Raw genomic sequence first — 19,379 nt, 5'->3', positions numbered from 1 at the left:
CGCCACCGGTCTCAAACGCTACGCGCCACCACTGACAACGCCCCTCGGCCCTCCCGGAAAGGCCCTCAGCCCAGCACCCCGTCGAGGATCTCCGACCACTGGGCGACCACTCGTTCGCGGCGGGACTTGTCGTCCGTGAGGAGGTTGGCCAGGCCGAGGCCCCGGGACATGTCGAGGAGGCCCTGGACGGTTTCCCGGGCGCCGGGGCGGGATTCGTCGGCGTTCAGGAGCTCCACGGCTATGCGATGGGTCTCGCGGCCGACACGGGCCTCCAACTCCGTTACGCGGGGCCGCAGTTGCTCCTCGTTGGAGGCGGCCACCCAGAGGTGGAGGGCGGCGCGGAAGAGCGGGCCCGTGTAGAGGTCGACGAGGGCGGCGACGACCGCGTGGCGGTCCGTGGGGCCGTCGGGGAACAGGTCGCGCAGGGCGGTGGAGCGTTCTTCGGCGACGTACTCGACGGCTGCCGTGAAGAGGTCCTCGCGGGTCGGGAAGTGGTGCTGGGCGGCGCCCCGGGAGACGCCGGCGCGTTCGGCGACGACGGAGACCGTGGAGCCGGCCCAGCCGTGTTCGGCGAGGCAGGCGACCGCGGCTTCGAGGAGACGCTGCCGGGTGGCCCGGCTGCGGTCCTGCTTGGGTACGCGCTCGACCAGCGGCGCGCCGTTCACCACGCCGCCGGTCGTCGCGCCGCCGTTCACCACACCCATGAGGGATCCCGTCGTTCGAGGAAGGCCGTCATTCCCTCGCGGGCCTGCGCGGAGGAGAACAGCCGGGCCGAGAGCGCGGTGAGGTCGGCCGCGTCCCGGTCGAAGGTGTCCAGCACCTTAGCCGTGAGCAGCCGTTTCGTCTCGGCGAGCCCCTGCGGGGAGGATCGGCGCAGTCCGTCGAGCACGGGCGCGAGTACGTCGTCGGCGTCCTCGCCCGCCGCCGTGACCAGGCCGATCCGGGCGGCTTCGGCGGCGTCGAACTTCTCCCCCGTGAGGTAGTAGCGGGCCACCGCGCGCGGGTCGAGCCGCGGCAGCAGGGGCAGCGAGATCACGGCGGGGGCGACCCCGATGCGTACCTCCGTGAAGGCGAACGTGGCCTCCCGGGAGGCGACGGCGATGTCGCAGGCGCCGAGCAGTCCGAGGCCGCCCGCGCGCACATGTCCTGTGACGCGGGCGACGACGGGTTTGGGCAGTTCGACGATCTGGCGCAACAGGGCGACCAGGACGTCGGGATCCGGTGGATCACGCAGGTCCGCGCCCGCGCTGAAGGTGTTGCCGGTGTGGGTGAGGACGACGGCGCGTACGTCACCGTCCTTGCCGCACTCCGTGAGCGCGTCGGCCAGCTCCGCCACCAGCTGGGCGGAGAGGGCGTTGCGCCGCTCGGGCGCGTCGAGCGCGAGGGTGGTGATCCCGCGCTCGTGCGCCCGCCGTACCACCGTCATGCGCGCTCCCTCAGTTCCCGTCGCAGGATCTTGCCGGAGGCCGCCCTGGGCACGCCTTCGATGAAGACGACCTGCCTGATCTTCTTGTAGGGGGCGACGCGCTCGGCGACGTACGCCATGACGTCGTCCTCGGTGAGGTCGTCGGCGGCCGGCTGGCGCACCACGTACGCGTGCGGCCGTTCGTTGTTGTCGCTGTCGTAGACCCCGATGACGGCGGCGTCGGCGATGCCGGGGTGGGTGAGCAGGAGGGCCTCCAGCTCGGCGGGGGCCACCTGGAAGCCCTTGTACTTGATGAGTTCCTTGACGCGGTCGACGACGTACAGCCAGCCGCCCGCGTCGACGTGCCCGACGTCCCCGGTGTGCAGCCAGCCGTCCTCGTCGATCATCGCGGCGGTTGCCTCGGGGCGGCCGAGGTAGCCCTTCATGACCTGCGGTCCGCGGATGACGATCTCGCCGCGCTCGTCGACGCCGACGTCCTTGCCGGGGTCGTCGAGGGAGACGATGCGCATCTGGGTGCCGGGGATGAGTTTCCCGACGCTTCCGGGCGGCGGGTTCACGCTGTCCCTGGGTACGACGTGTGTACCGGGCGAGAGTTCCGTCATGCCGTACGCCTGGCCGACGGGCGGCAGTCCCAGCCTGCGTGAACAGGCCTCCGCCAGCTCGGCGTCCAGGGGCGCGGCCGCGCTGATGATGTACTCCAGGGACGACAGGTCGTAGCCCTCGACGGCCGGGTGCTTGGCGAGGGCGAGGACGATCGGCGGGGCCACGTACAGGCCGGTGATGCGGTGTTTCTCGATGGCCGCGAGGAACGTCTCAAGGTCGAAGCGCGGCAGGACGACGACGGTGGCGCCCTGCCTGAGCGGCGCGTTCATGAGGGCGGTGAGCCCGTAGATGTGGAAGAACGGCAGGACGGCGAGGATGCGGTCGCCGGGGCCCATCGGCATGGTGGGCGACAGCTGCGCCAGGTTGGTGGCGATGTTCCGGTGGGTGAGCATCACCCCCTTGGGGACACCGGTCGTCCCGGAGGAGTACGGGAGGGCCGCCACGTCCTCCACGGGGTCGATGTCGATCTCCGGCTCGGGGGCCGTGGAGCCCAGCATGTCGAGCAGCGAGCGGTGCCCGGGTGCCTGGTCGCAGACGAAGATCTCCCGTACGCCGCCCGCGAGTTCGGCCGCCGTACGGGCCGTGTCGAGGAGCGGTGACACGGTGACGATCCACTCGGCCCTGCAGTCCCGCAGCTGCTTGGCGAACTCCTCGGGCGTGGCGAGCGGGTGCACGGTCGTGACCGATGCCCCCGCGCGCGTGGCGGCGAAGAACGCCACCGGGAAGGCGACGGTGTTGGGGCTGTGCAGCGCCAGCACGTCTCCCTTGCCGACCCCGAGGTCGGCGAGTTCGGCGGCGATCCGCCGGTGGAACGTGTCGAGTTGGGCGTAGGTGAGGGTCATCCCGTCCACACCGTCGATCAGCGCGGGCGTGTCGCCCCGGGAGGCGGCACGGCCCAGCACCGCCTCGTGGATGGGTTCTTCGACGGCGGGGACGTCTTCGTACTCGCTGCGGAACACCATGGCGGGCCCTTTCCAGTCCAGGAGCCGGAACTTGTACGGGAGATAGTGCTAGTAGGACTTCGGCAGGCCCAGGGTCTGGTGCGAGACGTAGTTGAGGATCATCTCCCTGCTGACGGGCGCGATCCGGGCCACCCTGGATGCCGTGATGAGGGACGCGAGGCCGAACTCGCCGGTCAGGCCGTTGCCGCCGAGGGTGTGTACGGACTGGTCGACCGCTTTCACACAGGCTTCGGCGGCCGCGTACTTGGCCATGTTGGCGGCCTCTCCGGCTCCCGCGTCGTCCCCGGAGTCGTACAGGAAGGCCGCCTTCTGCATCATCAGGCGGGCGAGTTCGAGTTCGATGTGGGCCTGCGCCAGAGGGTGCGCGATCGCTTGGTGGGCGCCGATCGGGTCCCTCCAGACGGTGCGTTCGCGGGCGTAGGCGATGGCCCTGGAGAGGGCGTAGCGGCCCATGCCGATCGCGAAGGCGGCGGTCATGATGCGCTCGGGGTTGAGGCCCGCGAAGAGCTGGAGCAGGCCCGCGTCCTCGTCGCCTACGAGTGCGTCGGCGGGCAGGCGTACGTCGTCGAGGGTCAGCTCGAACTGCTTCTCCGCGCCGTGCAGTTCCATGTCGATCTGCCGCCGCCCGAAGCCGGGGGTGTCGCGCGGGACGATGAACAGGCAGGGCTTGAGCTTGCCCGTACGGGCGTCCTCCGCGCGGCCGACGATGAGCGTGGCGTCCGCGATGTCCACGCCGGAGATGAAGACCTTGCGGCCCGTGAGGATCCAGTCGGTTCCGTCGGGTGCGCGGCGGGCCGTCGTGGTGATGCGGTGGCTGTTGGAGCCGGCGTCGGGTTCGGTGATGCCGAAGGCCATGGTGCGGGTTCCGTCGGCCAGGGCCGGGAGCCAGTCCTGTTTTTGGTTGTCGGTGCCGAAGCGGGCGATCACTGTGCCGCAGATGGCCGGGGAGACGACCATCATGAGGAGGGGGCAGCCTGCGGTGCCCAACTCCTCCAGGACGATGGAGAGTTCGGCGATTCCGCCGCCTCCGCCGCCGTATGCCTCCGGCAGGTTGACGCCCAGGTAGCCCAGCTTGGCTGCCTCTGACCAGAGTTCGTCGGGGTGGGCGCCCGCGGCGATGACCTTGGTGAGGTATTCGCGGCCGTAGCGGTTGCCGAGGGCTGATACGGCTGCTCGGAGGGCCTTGTGTTCGTCTGTTTCGAGGACGGGTGTCATGGGGCTCCTCAGGGGGAGGGGTGTCCTGTTGTGTGGAGGGTGCGGGTTCGTTGTGGCTGGTCGCGCAGTTCCCCGCGCCCCTAAAAGCAGCCGGTCCCGATGCGCCTGAAAGCGGCCGGGCGCGATGCGCCTGAAAGCAGCCGGTCGCGATGTGCCTGAAAGCAGCCGGTCGCGACGCCGCCTAGCGGGGTGCCTCCTGCTGGACGACCGCCAGCAGCGCGCCCACCTCTACCTGCTGCCCTGGAGTCGCGTGCAGGGCCGTCAGCGTGCCGGTTGCTGGGGCTGTGATCTTGTGTTCCATCTTCATTGCTTCCAGCCAGATGAGGGGGGCTCCGGCCTTTACGGCGGAGCCGGTCGTCAGGCCGTCGGCGATTCGGGCGACCGTGCCGGGCATGGGGGCCAGGAGGGAGCCGGGGGCCTGTTGGGCGGTGGGGTCCGGGAAGCGGGGCAGGGCGGTGAGTGCGGTGGTGTTCACGTAGACGCGGTCGCCGTGACGGGTGACGTCGAACTTGCGGCGTACGCCGTCGATTTCGAGCACGACGAGATCCGCGGCGGCGCTCAGCACGCGGACGCCGTCGGCCGTCAGGCCCTCGCGGGTGTGGCGGTAGTGGACCTCGTGTTCGCCGTCCGCCGAGGCGTAGCGCTTGGTCTGGGGCTGGGAGGGCAGGTTGCGCCAGCCGCCGAAACGGGAGCGGCCGTGGGCGTCCGCGAGGGCGGCGGCCAGGGGGGCGTACGGGTCCGGGGCGGCCGTGGTGAGGTCGGCCAGGTGGCGGTCGTAGAAGGCCGTGTCCATGCGGGCCGTCGTGAACTCCTCGTGGCGCAGGGAGCGTACGAGGAGGTCGCGGTTGGTGACCGGGCCGTGGATCGTGGCCCGTTCCAGGGCGCCCGCGAGGCGGCGAATGGCCTCCGCGCGCGTGGGGGCGTACGCGACGGCCTTGGCGAGCATGGCGTCGTAGTGGACGCCGATCGTGTCGCCGTCCTCGTAGCCGGTGTCCAGGCGGATGCCGGGTACGGAGAGGCGGTGCAGGGTGCCGGTCTGCGGGGCCCAGTTCTGGGCGGGGTCCTCGGCGTAGAGGCGGGCCTCGACCGCGTGGCCGGACGGTGATGGCGGGTCGCCGTCCAGGGACGCTCCCTCGGCGACTCCCAGCTGCAGGGCGACCAGGTCGATGCCGAACACGGCCTCCGTGACGGGGTGTTCGACCTGGAGGCGGGTGTTCATCTCCAGGAAGTGGATGTCTTCCCCGGAGACCAGGAACTCGACGGTGCCGGCGCCCGCGTAGGTGATCGTGCGGGCGGCGGCCGTCGCAGCGGAGTGCAGGCGCTCCTCGACACCGGGGGCGAGGGCCGGCGCGGGGGCCTCCTCGATGACCTTCTGGTGGCGCCGCTGGAGGGAGCAGTCGCGGGTGCCGTACGCCCACACGGTGCCGTGGGTGTCGGCGACGATCTGCACCTCGACATGGCGTCCGTTCTCGACGTACGGCTCGACGAAGACCGTGCCGTCCCCGAAGGCGCTCCGGGCCTCGGCCGACGCGGCCTTCAACTCGCTTTGCAGGTCGGCGAGTTCGCGGACGATCCGCATGCCGCGGCCGCCGCCGCCCGACGCGGCCTTCACCAGGACCGGCAGATCGGCCTCGGTCACCGTGTCGGGGTCCAGGGGCGCGAGCAGCGGCACCCCGGCGGCCGCCATCAGCTCCTTGGCGCGGGTCTTGGAGGCCATCGCCTCGATCGCCTCGGGCGGCGGGCCGATCCAGACGAGGCCCGCGTCGAGGACGGCCCGCGCGAAGTCGGCGTTCTCGGACAGGAAGCCGTACCCGGGGTGCACGGCCTCCGCGCCGGCCGTCAGCGCGGCCTTCACGATCAGCTCGCCGCGCAGATACGTCTCGGAGGGTGTCGATCCCGGCAGGCGTACCGCGGCGTCGGCCACGCGCGCGTGGAGGGCGTTCTCGTCGGCGTCCGAGTAGACGGCGATAGTTCGGATGTCCAACTCACGGCAGGTCCGGAAGACCCGGCAGGCGATCTCGCCCCGGTTGGCGACCAGCACACTCGAAATCATGGGACCTCTCACATCTCACATCCGGAAGACGCCGAAGCCGCCGCGTGCGCCTTCGAAGGGAGCCGTGTGGATCGCGGACAGACACAGGCCGAGGACGGTGCGGGTGTCGCGGGGATCGATGACCCCGTCGTCGTACAGCCGCCCGGACAGGAACATCGGCAGGGACTCGGACTCGATCTGCTGCTCGACCATGGCGCGCAGGGCTGCGTCGGCGTCCTCGTCGTAGGGCTGCCCCTTCGCGGTGGCGGACTGCCGGGCGACGATCGACAGGACGCCCGCGAGCTGCTGGGGGCCCATGACGGCGGACTTGGCGCTGGGCCAGGCGAAGAGGAAACGGGGGTCGTAGGCGCGCCCGCACATGCCGTAGTGCCCGGCTCCGTACGAGGCGCCCATGAGCACGGAGAGATGGGGCACGCGGCTGTTGCTCACCGCGTTGATCATCATCGCGCCGTGCTTGATGATGCCGCCCTGCTCGTACTCCTTGCCGACCATGTAGCCGGTGGTGTTGTGCAGGAAGAGCAGGGGGATGTCGCGCTGGTTGGCCAGCTGGATGAACTGGGCCGCCTTCTGGGACTCCTCGCTGAAGAGGACTCCTTGGGCATTGGCGAGGATGCCGATCGGATAGCCGTGCAGGGTCGCCCAGCCGGTGGTCAGGCTGGTCCCGTAGAGAGGCTTGAACTCGTCGAAGTCGGAGGCGTCGACGAGGCGTGCGACGACCTCGCGGGGGTCGAAGGGGGTGCGCAGATCCCCGGGGACGATGCCGAGAAGTTCGTCCTCGTCGTACTTGGGCGGGGCGGCCGGGCCCGGATCGCCGTACGCCTTGCGGTGGTTGAGGCGGGCGACGACGCGCCGCGCCTGCCGCAGAGCGTCCTGTTCGTCGACGGCGAAGTAGTCGGCGAGGCCCGACACGCGCGCGTGCATCTCGGCGCCGCCCAGCGACTCGTCGTCGCTCTCCTCGCCGGTGGCCATCTTGACCAGCGGCGGACCGCCGAGGAAGACCTTCGCCCGCTCCTTGACCATGATCACGTGGTCGGACATGCCGGGGATGTACGCGCCTCCGGCCGTGGAGTTGCCGAAGACGACCGCGACGGTCGGGATGCCGGCCGCCGACAACCGCGTGATGTCGCGGAAGATGGCGCCCCCGGGGATGAAGATCTCCTTCTGGGAGGGCAGGTCGGCGCCGCCGGACTCGACGAGGCTGATGCAGGGCAGGCGGTTCGCGAGCGCGATGTCGTTCGCCCTGAGGGCCTTCTTCAGGCTCCAGGGGTTGCTGGCGCCGCCGCGCACGGTCGGGTCGTTCGCCGTGATCAGGCACTCCACGCCCTCGACGACCCCGATGCCGGTGACGAGCGAGGCGCCGACCGCGTAGTCGCTCCCCCAGGCGGCCAGCGGCGACAGCTCCAGGAACGGTGTGTCGGGGTCGAGGAGCAGCTCGATGCGCTCGCGGGCGAGCAGTTTGCCGCGCTTGCGATGCCGGGCGACGTACTTCTCGCCGCCGCCCGCGAGGGCCTTCGCGTGCTCCACGCCGAGCTCGGTGAGCTTGGCGAGCATGGCCTCGCGGTGGGCCGCGTAGTCCGGGGAGGCCGTGTCCAGCGCGGACGCCAGGACCGTCACAGCAGTACCTCCGGGATGTCGAGGTGGCGGGAACGCAGCCATTCGCCGAGCGCCTTGGCCTGCGGGTCGAAACGGTGCTGGGCGGCGACGCCCTCGCCGAGAACGCCCTCCACTACGAAGTTGAGGGCGCGCAGGTTCGGCAGGACATGCCGTACGACGGTCAAGTCGGCGGTTTCCGGGAGGAGTTCGCGGAACCGGTCGGTGGTGAGGGTGTGTGCCAGCCAGCGCCAGGCGTCGTCCGTGCGGACCCAGACGCCGACGTTCGCGTTGCCGCCCTTGTCGCCGCTGCGCGCTCCGGCGACAAGGCCGAGGGGGGCGCGGCGGGTCGGTCCCGGGGACGGGGGTTCGGGCAGCGGCTCCGGCAGCGGGGGTTCTTCCAGCGGCTCCAGTACGCGGGTGTCCTGGGGCGGCATCACATGGATCCGGTGCCCGTCGTGGAGGACGGCCATATGGTCCACGTCGCCATGGGGGACGTACACATCCTCGAAGACCCCATAAGGCGCGCCCTTTCCCGGTGGCGCCAACACATGGAATCCGGGGTAGCTGCCGAGCGCCAGCTCGACTGCGGCTCCGCTGAGGGTCCGGCCCACCGTGTCCTGGTCGGGGTCGCGCACGACGAGCCGCAGGAGGGCGCTGGCCGTCTCCTCGGTGGGGGCGTCGGGGTGGTCGGTGCGGGCGAGGTCCCAACGGACGTCGGCCGGGCGGGACTTGGCCGCCATGAGCGCGGTCTCCAGCTGGGCCCGTACGAGCGCGGCCTTCTTCTCGATGTCGAGCCCGGTCAGGACGAAGACGACCTCGTTGCGGAAGCCGCCGAGCCGGTTGAGCCCGACCTTGAGGGTGGGCGGCGGGGCCTCACCGCGCACACCGTCGATCCGTACCCGGTCGGGGCCCTCCTGGGTGAGCCGGACCGAGTCGAGGCGTGCGGTGACGTCGGGGCCCGCGTACCGGGCGCCGGACGTCTCGTACAGGAGCTGGGCGGTGACCGTGCCGAGGTCGACGACGCCGCCGGTGCCGTCGTGCTTGGTGATGACGCTCGTGCCGTCCTCGTGGAGTTCGGCGACGGGGAAGCCCGGGTGGTGCAGGCGGTCCGGGTCGTGCTCGGCGAAGAAGGCGTAGTTGCCGCCGGTGGCCTGCGTGCCGCACTCCAGGACGTGCCCGGCGACGACGGCACCCGCGAGCCGGTCGTACGCGTCCGGTGCCCAGCCGAAGTGGGCGGCGGCCGGTCCCGTGACCAGGGCGGCGTCGGTGACACGGCCGGTGACGACGATGTCCGCGCCCTCGCGGAGGCAGGTGGCGATGCCTTCGCCGCCCAGGTAGGCGTGCGCGGCGAGGCTCTTGGGGTGGCGTGCGGTGAGGTCGTCGCCCTCGACGTGCGCGACCCGCGCCGGGATGCCGAGCCGCTGGGCCAACTCCCGTACGGCGTCGGCGAGTCCGGCCGGGTTGAGGCCCCCGGCGTTGGCAACGATCCGTACGCCCTTCTCGTGCGCGAGCCCGAGGCACTCCTCCAACTGCCGCAGGAAGGTGCGCGCGTAGCCGCCGGCCGGGTTCTTGAGGCGGTCGCGGCCGAGGATGAGCATGGTCAGTTCGGCGAGATAGTCGCCGGTCAGGACGTCCAGGGGGCCGCCGGTGAGCATCTCGCGCATCGCGTCGAACCGGTCGCCGTAGAAGCCGGAGGCGTTGCCGATGCGGAGGGGGTGCGCTGTGGGGGCGGGCGTCGGTCCTGTCGTGGAGCGGACCCCTGAGTCGGTCATCCGGTGGCTCCCTTCGGTGCGCGGCCGGTGCCGGGCGGGCCCGCGAAGGCCTGCGCGATGTCGAGCCAGCGGTCGGCGTCGGGCCCTTGCGCGCGTACGGCGAGATCGGCGCGGTGGGCCCGCCGGGTGACGAGCAGGCAGAAGTCGAGGGCGGGGCCGGTGACGCGCTGGGTCGCGTCCTCGGGGCCGTACGTCCACAGCGTGCCGTCGCCGGAGGGTGCCGTCAGCTCGACCCGGAACTCCTCCTCCGGCGCGCTCAGCCCCCGTACCCCGAAGGCGAAGTCCCGGGCCCGCACGCCGATGCGGGCCACATGCCGCAGCCGGTCGGTGGGTGGCCTCATCACATGCAACGCGTCGGCGATGTCCTGGCCGTGGGCCCAGGTCTCCATAAGGCGGGCCGTCGCCATGGAGGCGGCCGACATGGGCGGCCCGTACCAGGGGAAGCGCACTCCTCTGGGCGCCGAACACAGCACCTTGTGCAGGGCCTCGCGCCCCGCCCGCCACTCGGCGAGCAGCCGTGCCGGCGGCAGCCCGGCGCCTTCCTCGGCCCCCTCGTCGACGAACCGGTCCGGCGCGGCGAGCGCCTTCTCCACCTCCGCCCCGAAGGCCGCCAGGTCGGTCGCCGCGAGCAGCGCCGACCGGTCGGTCCAGGTGAGATGCGCGATCTGATGGGCGACGGTCCAGCCGGCCGCCGGGGTCGCGAGCGCCCAGGCGTCCTCGCTCAACTCCCCCACCAGCCGGTCGAGTTCCTCGCTCTCGTCGCGCAGATCGTCGAACACGGGCGTCGGATCGGTCACGATGCGCTCCCCTCTGGCACGGCGGTGTGCGGCGCGGTGTGCCCAGGAGCATGGCAGCGACCAGAGAAACAATCAAGCGTGCTTGGATTATTGAAACTGGGATGGCGGAGGGCGGGTTTGGGGTCGGGGTCGGGGCGGAAGCCGGGGGTCGGGGCAGAGGCCGGGGCCAGGGCCGGAGCCAGGGCCAGGGCCGGAGCCGGAGCCAGGGCCAGGGCCGGAGCCGGAGCCAGGGCCAGGGCCGGAGCCGGAGCCGGAGCCGGGGAGAAGCGCATCGGCTGGAGGGAACCCCCGTTGGCTGGGGAGAAGCCTGCCGACTGGCGCCCGCCAGTCGGGGAGAAGCCCATCGGCCGGAGAGAACCCGTCGGCTGGGGATCAGCCCGCCGGCAGGGGGAGAAGCCCGTCAGCCGGGGCCTGCCCATCGGGGACAAGCCCATCGGCCGGAGAGAACCCCCGTCGGCCGGGGAGAAGCCCGCCGGCCAGGGGGAAGCCCGCCGGCCGGGGAGAAGCCCGTCAGCCGGGGCCCGCCCATCGGCCGGAGAGAACCCGGGGCCCGCCGGTCGGGGAAAAGCCCATCGGCCGGGGCCTGCCCGTCGGGGGCAAGCCCGTCGGGCGGCGGCCCGGGCAGGTCTCTCGTCGGCGGGGCGGCGCGGCTAGGAGTCCAGCCCCTTGGCCCTGCCCCGGCCCACCTGGGTCCGTACCGCGCCCATGCTCGCCGCGATGACGAGGGTGATCGCCAGGGCCTCTGTCATGGAGAGGGTCTGGCTCAGGACGAGGAAGCCGGCGATGGAGGCGACGGCCGGTTCGAGGCTCATGAGGACGGCGAAGGTGGAGGCGGGCATGCGGCGCAGGGCGAGGAGTTCGAGGGTGTAGGGGAGCACGGAGGAGAGGACGGCGACGGCGGAGCCCAGCGCGATCGTGGTCGGGTTCAGCAGCTTCGAGCCCGACTCGACGAGGCCGAGCGGCAGGAACAGCACGGCCGCGACCACCATGGCGAGCGCCAGCCCGTCGGCCTGCGGGAAGCGTCGGCCCGTACGGGCGCTGAAGACGATGTACGCGGCCCACATCGCGCCGGCCGACAGGGCGAACGCGACGCCGACCGGGTCGAGACTGTCGAAGCCTCCGCCGCCGAGGAGGAAGACGCCGCCGAGGGCGAGGCCGGCCCAGACGAAGTTGAGGGCGCGGCGGGAGGCCACCACCGAGAGCACGAGGGGGCCGAGCACTTCCAGCGTGACGGCGGGGCCGAGCGGGATGCGGGCGACCGACTGGTAGAAGAGGCCGTTCATCGCGGCCATCGTGATGCCGAAGACGACGACGGTCCCCCAGTCGGTGCGCGAGTGCCCGCGCAGTTTGGGGCGGCAGACCACGAGCATCACGATCGCGGCGACCACGAGGCGGAGCGTGACGACGCCGAGCGCTCCGGTGCGCGGCATGAGCGTCACGGCGAGGGCGCCGCCGAACTGGACGGAGATGCCTCCGGCGAGCACGAGTCCCACGGGGCCGAGGGCCCGGATCCCTCGCGGGCCGCCTGTCGGACCGCCGCTCGGGCTTTCCACAGAGCCGCCCGTCGAGCCGGCCCCCGGGTCCGATACGGGGGCCGGCCCGGCGACGGCGGCCGTGGGGTCGGTGACCGACGGGGACCGGTCAGCGCTGGGGATGTTCACGGGGCCGTCCAGGAAGTTCGGGTCGAGAGCTGTTGTACGTTGCAGTGCATCGTAGTGGACTTTCCGGTCCAGGGTAATGGACTCGGTCAGGCCTGTACAACAGTTTCGCAGCTTACGTCGCGGTGAAATGTCCTGGGTGGCCCGGCACCGGAATCAGTTGGCGGGCTTGCCGAACCAGCGAGCGAGATGGGCGTCCAGGTCCTGCTGGTCGTCGCCGATCCAGGCGACGTGGCCGTCGGGGCGCAGCAGGAGGCACGGAACGTCCAGTGCCGCGGTGGGATCCGCGAGGTGATCGACCCGGTCCGACCAGCCGCCGACCGTCAGGCGTTCGGTGCGGTCCAGCAGCAGGCCGCGGCCGCGGTGCAGCAGACCGTAGAGGCGGCCCTGTTTGACCTCGATGTCGCGCAGGCGGCGGCCGAGCAGGTCGGGGCCTTCGCCGAAGTCGTAGCGGATGCCGATCGCGGTGATCTTCTCGATCAGATGGCGGTTCACCTCGTCGAAGTCCATCAGTTCGGTGAGCAGCCTGCGCACGGCCTGCGGGCCCGGTTCGGTGGAGTGCAGTTCCATCTGGGCGCGGGTGTTGTCCAGCACGTCCTCGGCGACCGGATGACGTTCGGACTGGTAGGTGTCCAGCAGTGTTTCCGGCGCCCAGCCGCGGACCTGCGCGGCCAGTTTCCAGCCGAGGTTGAACGCGTCCTGAACGCCCAGGTTGAGACCCTGTCCGCCGACGGGTGGATGGATGTGTGCCGCGTCGCCGGCCAGCAGCACCCGCCCGACCCGATAACGCTCGGCCAGCCGGGTGGCATCCCCGAAGCGGGACAGCCAGCGCGGGGAGTGCACGCCGAAATCGGTTCCGGCGATGGCCCGCAGCTGTTCTCTGAAATCCTTGAGGGTGGGCGGTTCCGCGCGATCGCCCACTCCCGCAGCGGGAACCACGACGCTGTACGCCCCTTCGCCGAAGGGCCTCAGCCAGAATCGCTTGTTGGTCTCGCCGATTTCGGTCACCTTCGCGGCGATCTCCTCCGGCGGCACCCCCACTTCCATCTCGCCCATCAGCGTCTCGGTCCGCGAGGGCTCGCCGGGGAAACCGACGCCGAGCAGTTTGCGTACCGTACTGCGCCCGCCGTCGCAGCCGACGAGATAGCGCGCACGCACCTGCTCGCCGTCAGCAAGCTCGACGGTCACGCCCTCGTCGTCCTGATCGAGACCGGCCACCGCACAACCGCGCCGGACCTGCGCACCCAGCTCGATCGCGTGCTCTTCGAGCAGGCGAACGATGACCGGCTGCGGGATGCCCAGCAGATAGGCGTGCGCGGAATCCAGGCCCTCGGGCGCGGGTTTGTTGATGGCGGCGAAGAATCCGGCGGCCGGACGCTTTCTTCCGTGTTCGAGAATGCGATCCAGCAGTCCGCGCATTGCCATCAGCTCAAGACTGCGAATGTGCAGACCGACGATGCGGGCGAACGGCACGGGTTCGGTTTCCTTCTCCAGAACGAGTACCCGCACATCGTGCAGCCGCAGTTCGGCGGCCAGCATCGCGCCGGTCGGCCCGCATCCGGCAATGATCACGTCGAACGTGACCGGTTCCGCGTCCGTCGCCGACGGCTCGGCGGTGAACTGTGGAGGGTTCATTGGTGTTGCCTTTCGGGAGTGCCTTGTTGGTAAGGCGCTCCCGGCGACACCTACGTCAATCGCCGGCCGTGACGGGAAGGGGGAGCACCCACGTCGATACAGCGTTCATGGGTCTCACCTCCTCGGGCGGTGTCACGGTCGCCTGGAAGCTACTGGCCCGAGCGGCATCCGGTCCAACCCTTTTCATCCGTCGGCCAGGCGGCGCAGGAGGGACCGGGGGCGGTAGGGGATGACCTCGGCCAGCGAGATGGCGGTACTGGTCCGGTCGACTCCGTCGATGGCGAGGATCGCTTTGGTGATGCGGTGCAGGTCGGTGGTGTCCTTGGCGACGACGTGCGCGAGGAGGTCGGCGTCGCCGGTCGTGTAGTGGACCTCGACGACTTCGGGTAGAGCAAGCAGTCCCTCATGGACGCCCTCGGGCTCGGCCTGGCTCATCGTCAGCGACATGAACGCCACCAGGCCGTATCCGAGGGCCGCCGGATCGACGCGCCGGCTGAAGGGCTTGAGCGCGTCCTCGGCGGCCATCCTCCGCAGCCGGGCGTGAACGGTGTTCCGGGCCACGCCCAGGGTCTGGGCCAGGGCGAGGATCGTGGCGTCCGGGTCCTCGTCCAGGGCCAGAACGATACGGGCGTCCAAGGGGTCCATCAGAGTCATGGTGCGCATTTTGCCACCAGAGTTCGATGCTCTTGAGCATCTGTCGCAGCAGGGCCTGCCTGTATTGCGCGGATGACATGGGTTGTGGTCAAGGTGGTGAGGCGTTCCGCCCCCCGCTCTGACGAAGGACCGCTGCCATGGCCTTGAAGAAGCACCCCACCGGCACGGGCAGTGGCGGCAGCAGCACCAGCAGCACCAGCAGCAGCAGCAGCTGGATCGTCATAGTGACCGCCGGGGTCGCCGCCGGGCTGCAGGTGTGGAAGCTGCCGCCCGCGCTCCCGTTCCTACGGCACGACCTGTCGCTGACCCTGGTCCAGGCCGGGACCCTGCTGGGGATCATCCAGTTGGCCGGGATGCTCGGCGGACTGGCCATCTCGCTCCTGGCCGAACTGATCGGCGAGCGCCGCTGTCTGAGCGGGGGACTGGTCCTGCTGTTCCTCGGATCGGCAGGCGGCGGCTTCGCCTGGTCGGCCGCCTCCCTGCTGGCCTCCCGGGCGGTCGAGGGTGCCGGTTTCATCCTGGTGGCGGTGACCGGCCCGGGGCTGATCCGCCGCGGCACCCCACCTGGCCGCTTCACCACGGCCATGGGCTTCTGGGGCGCCTACCAGGGCATCTCCACATTCGCCGGGCTCATCACCGGCGCGCTCGTGCTGCAGGTGGTGCCGTGGCGGGTGTGGTGGTGGGCGCTGGCCGTACTCGCACTGGCACCGCTGCCGTGGGTTCTGACCCGCGTTCCGCGCGACGAGCCGACTTACGTTCCCCGTGGCGTGTCGACTTACGTTCCCCGTGGCGTGCCGGGCCGCGTTCCCCGCGACGTCTCGGTCGGCGTTCCGCGTGACGCCCAGGGCCGCGTTCCTCCCGACGCCCTGGCCGACGTTCCCCGCGACGTCCGGGCCGGCGTTCCCGGCGACGACGCAGGCGGTGCCCGCAGCGTGGCGGCCGCCCTCGCCCGCATCGGCCGTACCGTCCGGGCCCCCGCTCCCTGGACGGCCGGCCTCGTCTTCGCCTGCTACACCCTGCCGTGGATGGCCGTGGTCGGGTTCCTGCCCACCATCTACCGCGACGGCGGGATGGCGGGCAGCTGGCCGGGCGTCCTGAGCGCGGTCGTCGGCGCGGCGAACGCCGTCGGGTCGATCACCACCGCGGCACTGATGAAACGCGGCCTGCCCGCCCGCGCCCTCCTCGTCCCCGCCTTCACCCTCATGGCCACCACATCCCTGCTGGCCTTCGCAGTCGACTGGCATGCCCTCCCCGCGGGCACCGCCTGGCAGTTCCTGTGCGTCGTGGCCTTCTCGCTGACCGGCGGCGCGATACCGGCCACCTTGCTGCGCATGATCGGTGAACTGACTCCGGCAGGCGGCTCCGCTCCCGCCACCATGGGCCTGATCCAGCAGCTCTTCAACGCCGGCAGTTTCATCGGTCCTGCCCTCGCCGCATGGCTGGCCACCCGCACGGGCGGCTGGCACTCCACCTGGTGGATGACCTGCGCCTGCGCGGCAGTTGGCATCATCCTCAGCCGCTGCCTCAGGCTCCGGGTCACGGCCCCGGTGGCGCCCCCAGCCACAGAGGCGGCCCGGGCCCCTTTGGAAGACACGACGACCGCCCTCATCGCGGAGGGCACCACTGACGGCGGCGCGCCGCACGCTTGATCGTCACCCCGCCTCGGTATCGCTAGATCTCGGGGCCGTCCAAACCCTCCGCCAGCACCTCGGCCAGGTGTCTGCCCTTCCGGCCTCCGAGCTGTTCCAACTGTTCGAGTTGGGTGCGGCACGAGAAGCCGTCCGCCAGGACCACCGGTTCCTCCCCCGCCGCCCGGACCGCCGGCAGCAGTTGTTCCTCCGCGCAGGCCACCGACACTTCGTAATGGCCCTTCTCGAAGCCGAAGTTGCCCGCCAGGCCGCAGCAACCGCCGGAGAGTTCGCCGGTCAGGCCCGCTGCCGTGCGCAGGCGGCGGTCCGGGGCGTCGCCGAGGATCGCGTGCTGGTGGCAGTGGGTCTGGCCGACGACAGGGCGGTCGAGGCGGGGTGGCGTCCAGTGCGGGGCATGGCGTTCGAGCGCCTCCGCGAAGGTCACGACCGCCGACGCCACGCGCTGGGCGCGCGGATCGTCGGGCAGCAGCTCGGGCAGGTCCGTACGCAGGGCGGCGGCACAGCTGGGTTCGAGGACGACGATGGGCGGGTCTTCCCCGGGGAAGGCCGGGTCCCCGAGCGGATACAGCAGGTCGAGAGTCCGGCGCATCACCTTGCGGGCGCGGTCCAGCTGCCCCGTCGAGACATAGGTCAGCCCGCAGCAGACCCGGCCGCGGGGAGCCACCCGCGGTACGGCGGGCGGGTTCGGGGCGGCCGACGGACCCGAGACGGCTGCCCGATCCAGGGCGGCCGACGGGTCCGAGACAGCCGACGGATCCAGGGCGGCCGACGGGTTCGAGACAGCCGACGGATCCGAGGCAGTCGGCAGATTCAGCACTGCCGACGGATCCGAGGCGACCGACGAGTTCGGGACGACCGACGGACCCAAGACAGTCGGTGGATCCGGGACAGTCGACGGATCCGAGCCGACCGCCACCCCACCTCCGGACCCCCGGCCCGCTAGCGGCCGCAACCCCATCGCCGGCCCCCGCCGAAGCCACCCGCCCACGGCCGGCACCCGCAGCAGTCGCCGTTCCCTCGGTGGCCACGGCAGCACTCTCAGTCCCGCCGCCTCCAGGACCCGTGCCGCCGCCTTTCCGACGGACGGGGACAGGTGCTCCGTGAAGGTGTCCGGCCACAGGACGACCGTCTTGGGCAGGCCCTCGGGATGTTCTTCGTACTCGACGACGCCGCCCTCGCGCGTCCCCTGCCGTGACCGCGCCCTGGCCCTGCGGCCCCACCACCGGGTGAACGTCTCCCGCGCCACCCGTGGAATCTCCCGCTCGGGCGCGATCCCGCCCAGCCGCTTGGCGACGGCCGCCAACGGGCGTACCGAAGCGAGGAAGTTGACCGGGCCGGCCAGGCGCAGGCGGGACACCGTCCCGAGCCAGAGGGGCAGCCAGCCCATCGCGTAGTGCGCGGCCGGTCGGCGGCGGCCCGCGTAGTGGTGGTGCAGGAACTCCGCCTTGTACGTGGCCATGTCGACGCCGACCGGGCAGTCCGAGCGGCAGCCCTTGCAGGACAGGCACAGGTCCAGCGCGTCCCGGACCTCCGTGGACGCCCAGCCGTCGGTGACGACCTCGCCCGCGAGCATCTCGTGCAGCAGCCGGGCACGCCCGCGCGTGGAGTGCTCCTCCTCGCCGGTCGCGCGGAAGGAGGGGCACATGACACCGGAGCCCGGACCGGCCGTCTCCGTGCGGCACTTGGCGACGCCCACGCATCTGCGGACCGCCGCCGAGAAGTCCCCGCCGTCGTGCGGGTAGCCGAAGGCCACGTCCACCGGCTCGCGCGGGAGCACGGCGAATCTCAGGTTCTCGTCCAGGGCGGCGGGCCGGACCAGCATTCCCGGGTTGAGGAGGTCGTCCGGGTCCCACACCGACTTCGCGCGCCCGAAGAGGGCGACCATCTCCTCCCCGTACATCTTCGGGAGCAGTTCGGCCCGGGCCTGTCCGTCGCCGTGCTCTCCGGAGAGCGAGCCGCCGTGGGCGACCACCAGCTCCGCCAGCTCCTCCGAGAAGCGGCGGAAGCGGCCGATGCCCTCGCGGGAGAGCAGGTCGAAGTCGATACGTACGTGGATGCAGCCGTCCCCGAAGTGCCCGTACGGCGTGCCGCGCAGTCCGTGGGAGGTCAGCAGCCCTCTGAAGTCCCGCAGGTACGGGCCGAGTCGGGCCGGGGGCACCGCGCAGTCCTCCCAGCCGGGCCAGGCCTCGGTGCCGTCCGGCATCCGGGTCGCCGTGCCGCTCGCGTCCTCGCGGACCCGCCACAGGGCCCGCTGACCGGCCAGGTCGGTGACCACGAGGGAGTCGACGACGTCCGCGGCGCGCACGATCGTGTCCGCACGCGCGCGTGCCTCCGCCGCCATCCCGCCGCCTGTTTCGACGAACAGCCAGGCGCCGCCCTTGGGAAGGCCCGCGTCCGCCCGTACGAGATCGGCCGCCATGCCCTCCACCGTCAGCGGCCGGTACGGCAGCAGGCCCGCCGCCGCCTCGGCCGCCGCGCTCTCGTCCGCGTACGCCAGCACCGCCAGCGCACGCGCGCGTGGGGCCTCGACCAGCGCGACGACCGCCTCCGTCAGCACGCCCAGGGTGCCCTCGGAGCCGCAGAAGGAGCGAGCGACGTCAGCGCCCTTCTCGGGGAGCAGCGCGTCAAGCGCATACCCCGAGATACGGCGGGGCAGGTCCGGGAAGCCGGTGCGCAGCCGCCCCAACTCGCCCTCCACCAGGGCCCGCAGCCCTTCCGGAGCGCCTGCCCAGGAGCGGCCCGGTGACAGGAACTCGCCCCTCGCCGTCACCACGGACAGCTCGCGCACGCTGTCGGCCGTCGTGCCCCAGGCCACCGAGTGCGACCCGCACGAGTTGTTGCCGATCATCCCGCCGAGCGTGCACCGGCTGTGGGTCGACGGGTCGGGCCCGAAGCGCAGGCCGTGCGGCGCGGCCGCCTCCTGGAGGCGGTCCAGAACGACCCCCGGCTGGACCACGGCCGTGCGCTCCTGCGCGTCCAGGGACACGATCCGGTTCATGTGGCGGGTGAAGTCCAGCACCACACCCGTGCCGGTCGCCTGTCCCGCGATCGACGTACCACCACCGCGCGCGACGACCGGGACGCGGAGACGGGAGCAGACGGACAGCGCCGCCGCCACGTCGTCGGCGTCTCTCGGGGCGACCACGCCGAGCGGCACCCGCCGGTAGTTGGACGCGTCCATGGTGGTCAGCGCCCTCGCCGTCACACCGAAGGCGACCTCTCCGCGCACGGCTTTGCGCAGCTCCGACCGCAGCTCCCCGAGATCCATTTCCGTCATGCCTCCAAGAATGCACCCCGTCACTGACAGTGACCCCCGGCCGGCGAAGGAGGGTCGGCCCCCGGATTGGGGACGACTTGTGAAA

The 19,379-nt window shown here is 71.6% G+C and carries 13 protein-coding genes; 1 reads left to right on the top strand and 12 read right to left on the bottom strand.

What is annotated here, in order from left to right; translation table 11 throughout:
* Window positions 1-65 precede the first annotated feature (65 nt).
* The 11 genes from ACFWXQ_RS36265 to ACFWXQ_RS36215 all read right to left on the bottom strand — a co-directional run bounded on the left by ACFWXQ_RS36265 (window position 66) and on the right by ACFWXQ_RS36215 (window position 14,377).
* Window positions 66-704, bottom strand: coding sequence for a TetR/AcrR family transcriptional regulator (locus ACFWXQ_RS36265; RefSeq protein WP_383937500.1), 639 nt, complete (start codon window positions 702-704; stop codon window positions 66-68).
* Entirely contained in the window at window positions 692-1,426 is a 735-nt protein-coding gene (locus ACFWXQ_RS36260; RefSeq protein WP_383937498.1) for an enoyl-CoA hydratase family protein, read from the bottom strand. The genes ACFWXQ_RS36265 and ACFWXQ_RS36260 overlap by 13 nt, the downstream gene beginning before the upstream one ends.
* A complete protein-coding gene (locus ACFWXQ_RS36255; protein ID WP_383937538.1) occupies window positions 1,423-2,988 on the bottom strand; it encodes a 4-coumarate--CoA ligase family protein in 1,566 nt (521 codons plus the stop codon). Before ACFWXQ_RS36255 ends, ACFWXQ_RS36260 begins: the two co-directional genes overlap by 4 nt.
* 51 nt (window positions 2,989-3,039) lie before the next feature.
* The gene (locus tag ACFWXQ_RS36250) at window positions 3,040-4,206 is read right to left on the bottom strand and encodes an acyl-CoA dehydrogenase family protein (protein ID WP_383937496.1); all 1,167 of its coding nucleotides are present in this window, start codon (window positions 4,204-4,206) and stop codon (window positions 3,040-3,042) included.
* 181 nt (window positions 4,207-4,387) lie between these two features.
* Complete coding sequence (locus tag ACFWXQ_RS36245; protein WP_383937494.1) at window positions 4,388-6,259, bottom strand: acetyl/propionyl/methylcrotonyl-CoA carboxylase subunit alpha; 1,872 nt, start codon at window positions 6,257-6,259, stop codon at window positions 4,388-4,390.
* Between the two features lie 15 nt (window positions 6,260-6,274).
* Window positions 6,275-7,873 (bottom strand): acyl-CoA carboxylase subunit beta, encoded by a 1,599-nt coding sequence (locus tag ACFWXQ_RS36240; protein WP_383937492.1) that lies wholly within the window; start codon window positions 7,871-7,873, stop codon window positions 6,275-6,277.
* Window positions 7,870-9,624: an acyclic terpene utilization AtuA family protein gene (locus tag ACFWXQ_RS36235; protein WP_383937489.1), complete on the bottom strand. Its 1,755-nt coding sequence runs from the start codon at window positions 9,622-9,624 to the stop codon at window positions 7,870-7,872. Before ACFWXQ_RS36235 ends, ACFWXQ_RS36240 begins: the two co-directional genes overlap by 4 nt.
* Entirely contained in the window at window positions 9,621-10,421 is an 801-nt protein-coding gene (locus ACFWXQ_RS36230) for a TIGR03084 family metal-binding protein (RefSeq protein ID WP_383937487.1), read from the bottom strand. Before ACFWXQ_RS36230 ends, ACFWXQ_RS36235 begins: the two co-directional genes overlap by 4 nt.
* Window positions 10,422-11,071: 650 nt before the next feature.
* A complete protein-coding gene (locus tag ACFWXQ_RS36225; RefSeq protein WP_383937536.1) occupies window positions 11,072-11,974 on the bottom strand; it encodes a DMT family transporter in 903 nt (300 codons plus the stop codon).
* A gap of 261 nt (window positions 11,975-12,235) precedes the next feature.
* Window positions 12,236-13,714 (bottom strand): rifampin monooxygenase, encoded by a 1,479-nt coding sequence (rox, locus tag ACFWXQ_RS36220; protein ID WP_383937485.1) that lies wholly within the window; start codon window positions 13,712-13,714, stop codon window positions 12,236-12,238.
* 183 nt (window positions 13,715-13,897) lie between these two features.
* A complete protein-coding gene (locus ACFWXQ_RS36215; protein WP_383937483.1) occupies window positions 13,898-14,377 on the bottom strand; it encodes an Lrp/AsnC family transcriptional regulator in 480 nt (159 codons plus the stop codon).
* Window positions 14,378-14,505: 128 nt separating this feature from the next.
* Here ACFWXQ_RS36215 and ACFWXQ_RS36210 point away from each other — a divergent pair, with 128 nt between their 5' ends.
* The gene (locus ACFWXQ_RS36210) at window positions 14,506-16,017 is read left to right on the top strand and encodes a CynX/NimT family MFS transporter (RefSeq protein ID WP_383937481.1); all 1,512 of its coding nucleotides are present in this window, start codon (window positions 14,506-14,508) and stop codon (window positions 16,015-16,017) included.
* Between the two features lie 22 nt (window positions 16,018-16,039).
* On the opposite strand, the gene ACFWXQ_RS36205 is transcribed toward ACFWXQ_RS36210, so the two are convergent.
* Complete coding sequence (locus tag ACFWXQ_RS36205) at window positions 16,040-19,294, bottom strand: FAD-linked oxidase C-terminal domain-containing protein (protein ID WP_383937479.1); 3,255 nt, start codon at window positions 19,292-19,294, stop codon at window positions 16,040-16,042.
* Window positions 19,295-19,379 lie beyond the last annotated feature (85 nt).

The organism is Streptomyces sp. NPDC058697 (assembly GCF_042715345.1).
Taxonomy (GTDB): domain Bacteria; phylum Actinomycetota; class Actinomycetes; order Streptomycetales; family Streptomycetaceae; genus Streptomyces; species Streptomyces liliifuscus.
The sequence above is the reverse complement of the archived record's forward strand: the minus strand, read 5'-3'. Positions and strand labels throughout refer to the sequence as shown.

Bases quoted from the DNA above. Each gene is read 5' to 3' on its own strand.
- ACFWXQ_RS36265 (WP_383937500.1), bottom strand. From the start codon at position 704: ATGGGTGTGGTGAACGGCGGCGCGACGACCGGCGGCGTGGTGAACGGC.
- ACFWXQ_RS36260 (WP_383937498.1), bottom strand. From the start codon at position 1,426: ATGACGGTGGTACGGCGGGCGCACGAGCGCGGGATCACCACCCTCGCG.
- ACFWXQ_RS36250 (WP_383937496.1), bottom strand. From the start codon at position 4,206: ATGACACCCGTCCTCGAAACAGACGAACACAAGGCCCTCCGAGCAGCC.
- ACFWXQ_RS36245 (WP_383937494.1), bottom strand. From the start codon at position 6,259: ATGATTTCGAGTGTGCTGGTCGCCAACCGGGGCGAGATCGCCTGCCGG.
- ACFWXQ_RS36235 (WP_383937489.1), bottom strand. From the start codon at position 9,624: ATGACCGACTCAGGGGTCCGCTCCACGACAGGACCGACGCCCGCCCCC.
- rox (WP_383937485.1), bottom strand. From the start codon at position 13,714: ATGAACCCTCCACAGTTCACCGCCGAGCCGTCGGCGACGGACGCGGAA.
- ACFWXQ_RS36215 (WP_383937483.1), bottom strand. From the start codon at position 14,377: ATGCGCACCATGACTCTGATGGACCCCTTGGACGCCCGTATCGTTCTG.
- ACFWXQ_RS36210 (WP_383937481.1), top strand. From the start codon at position 14,506: ATGGCCTTGAAGAAGCACCCCACCGGCACGGGCAGTGGCGGCAGCAGC.
- ACFWXQ_RS36205 (WP_383937479.1), bottom strand. From the start codon at position 19,294: ATGACGGAAATGGATCTCGGGGAGCTGCGGTCGGAGCTGCGCAAAGCC.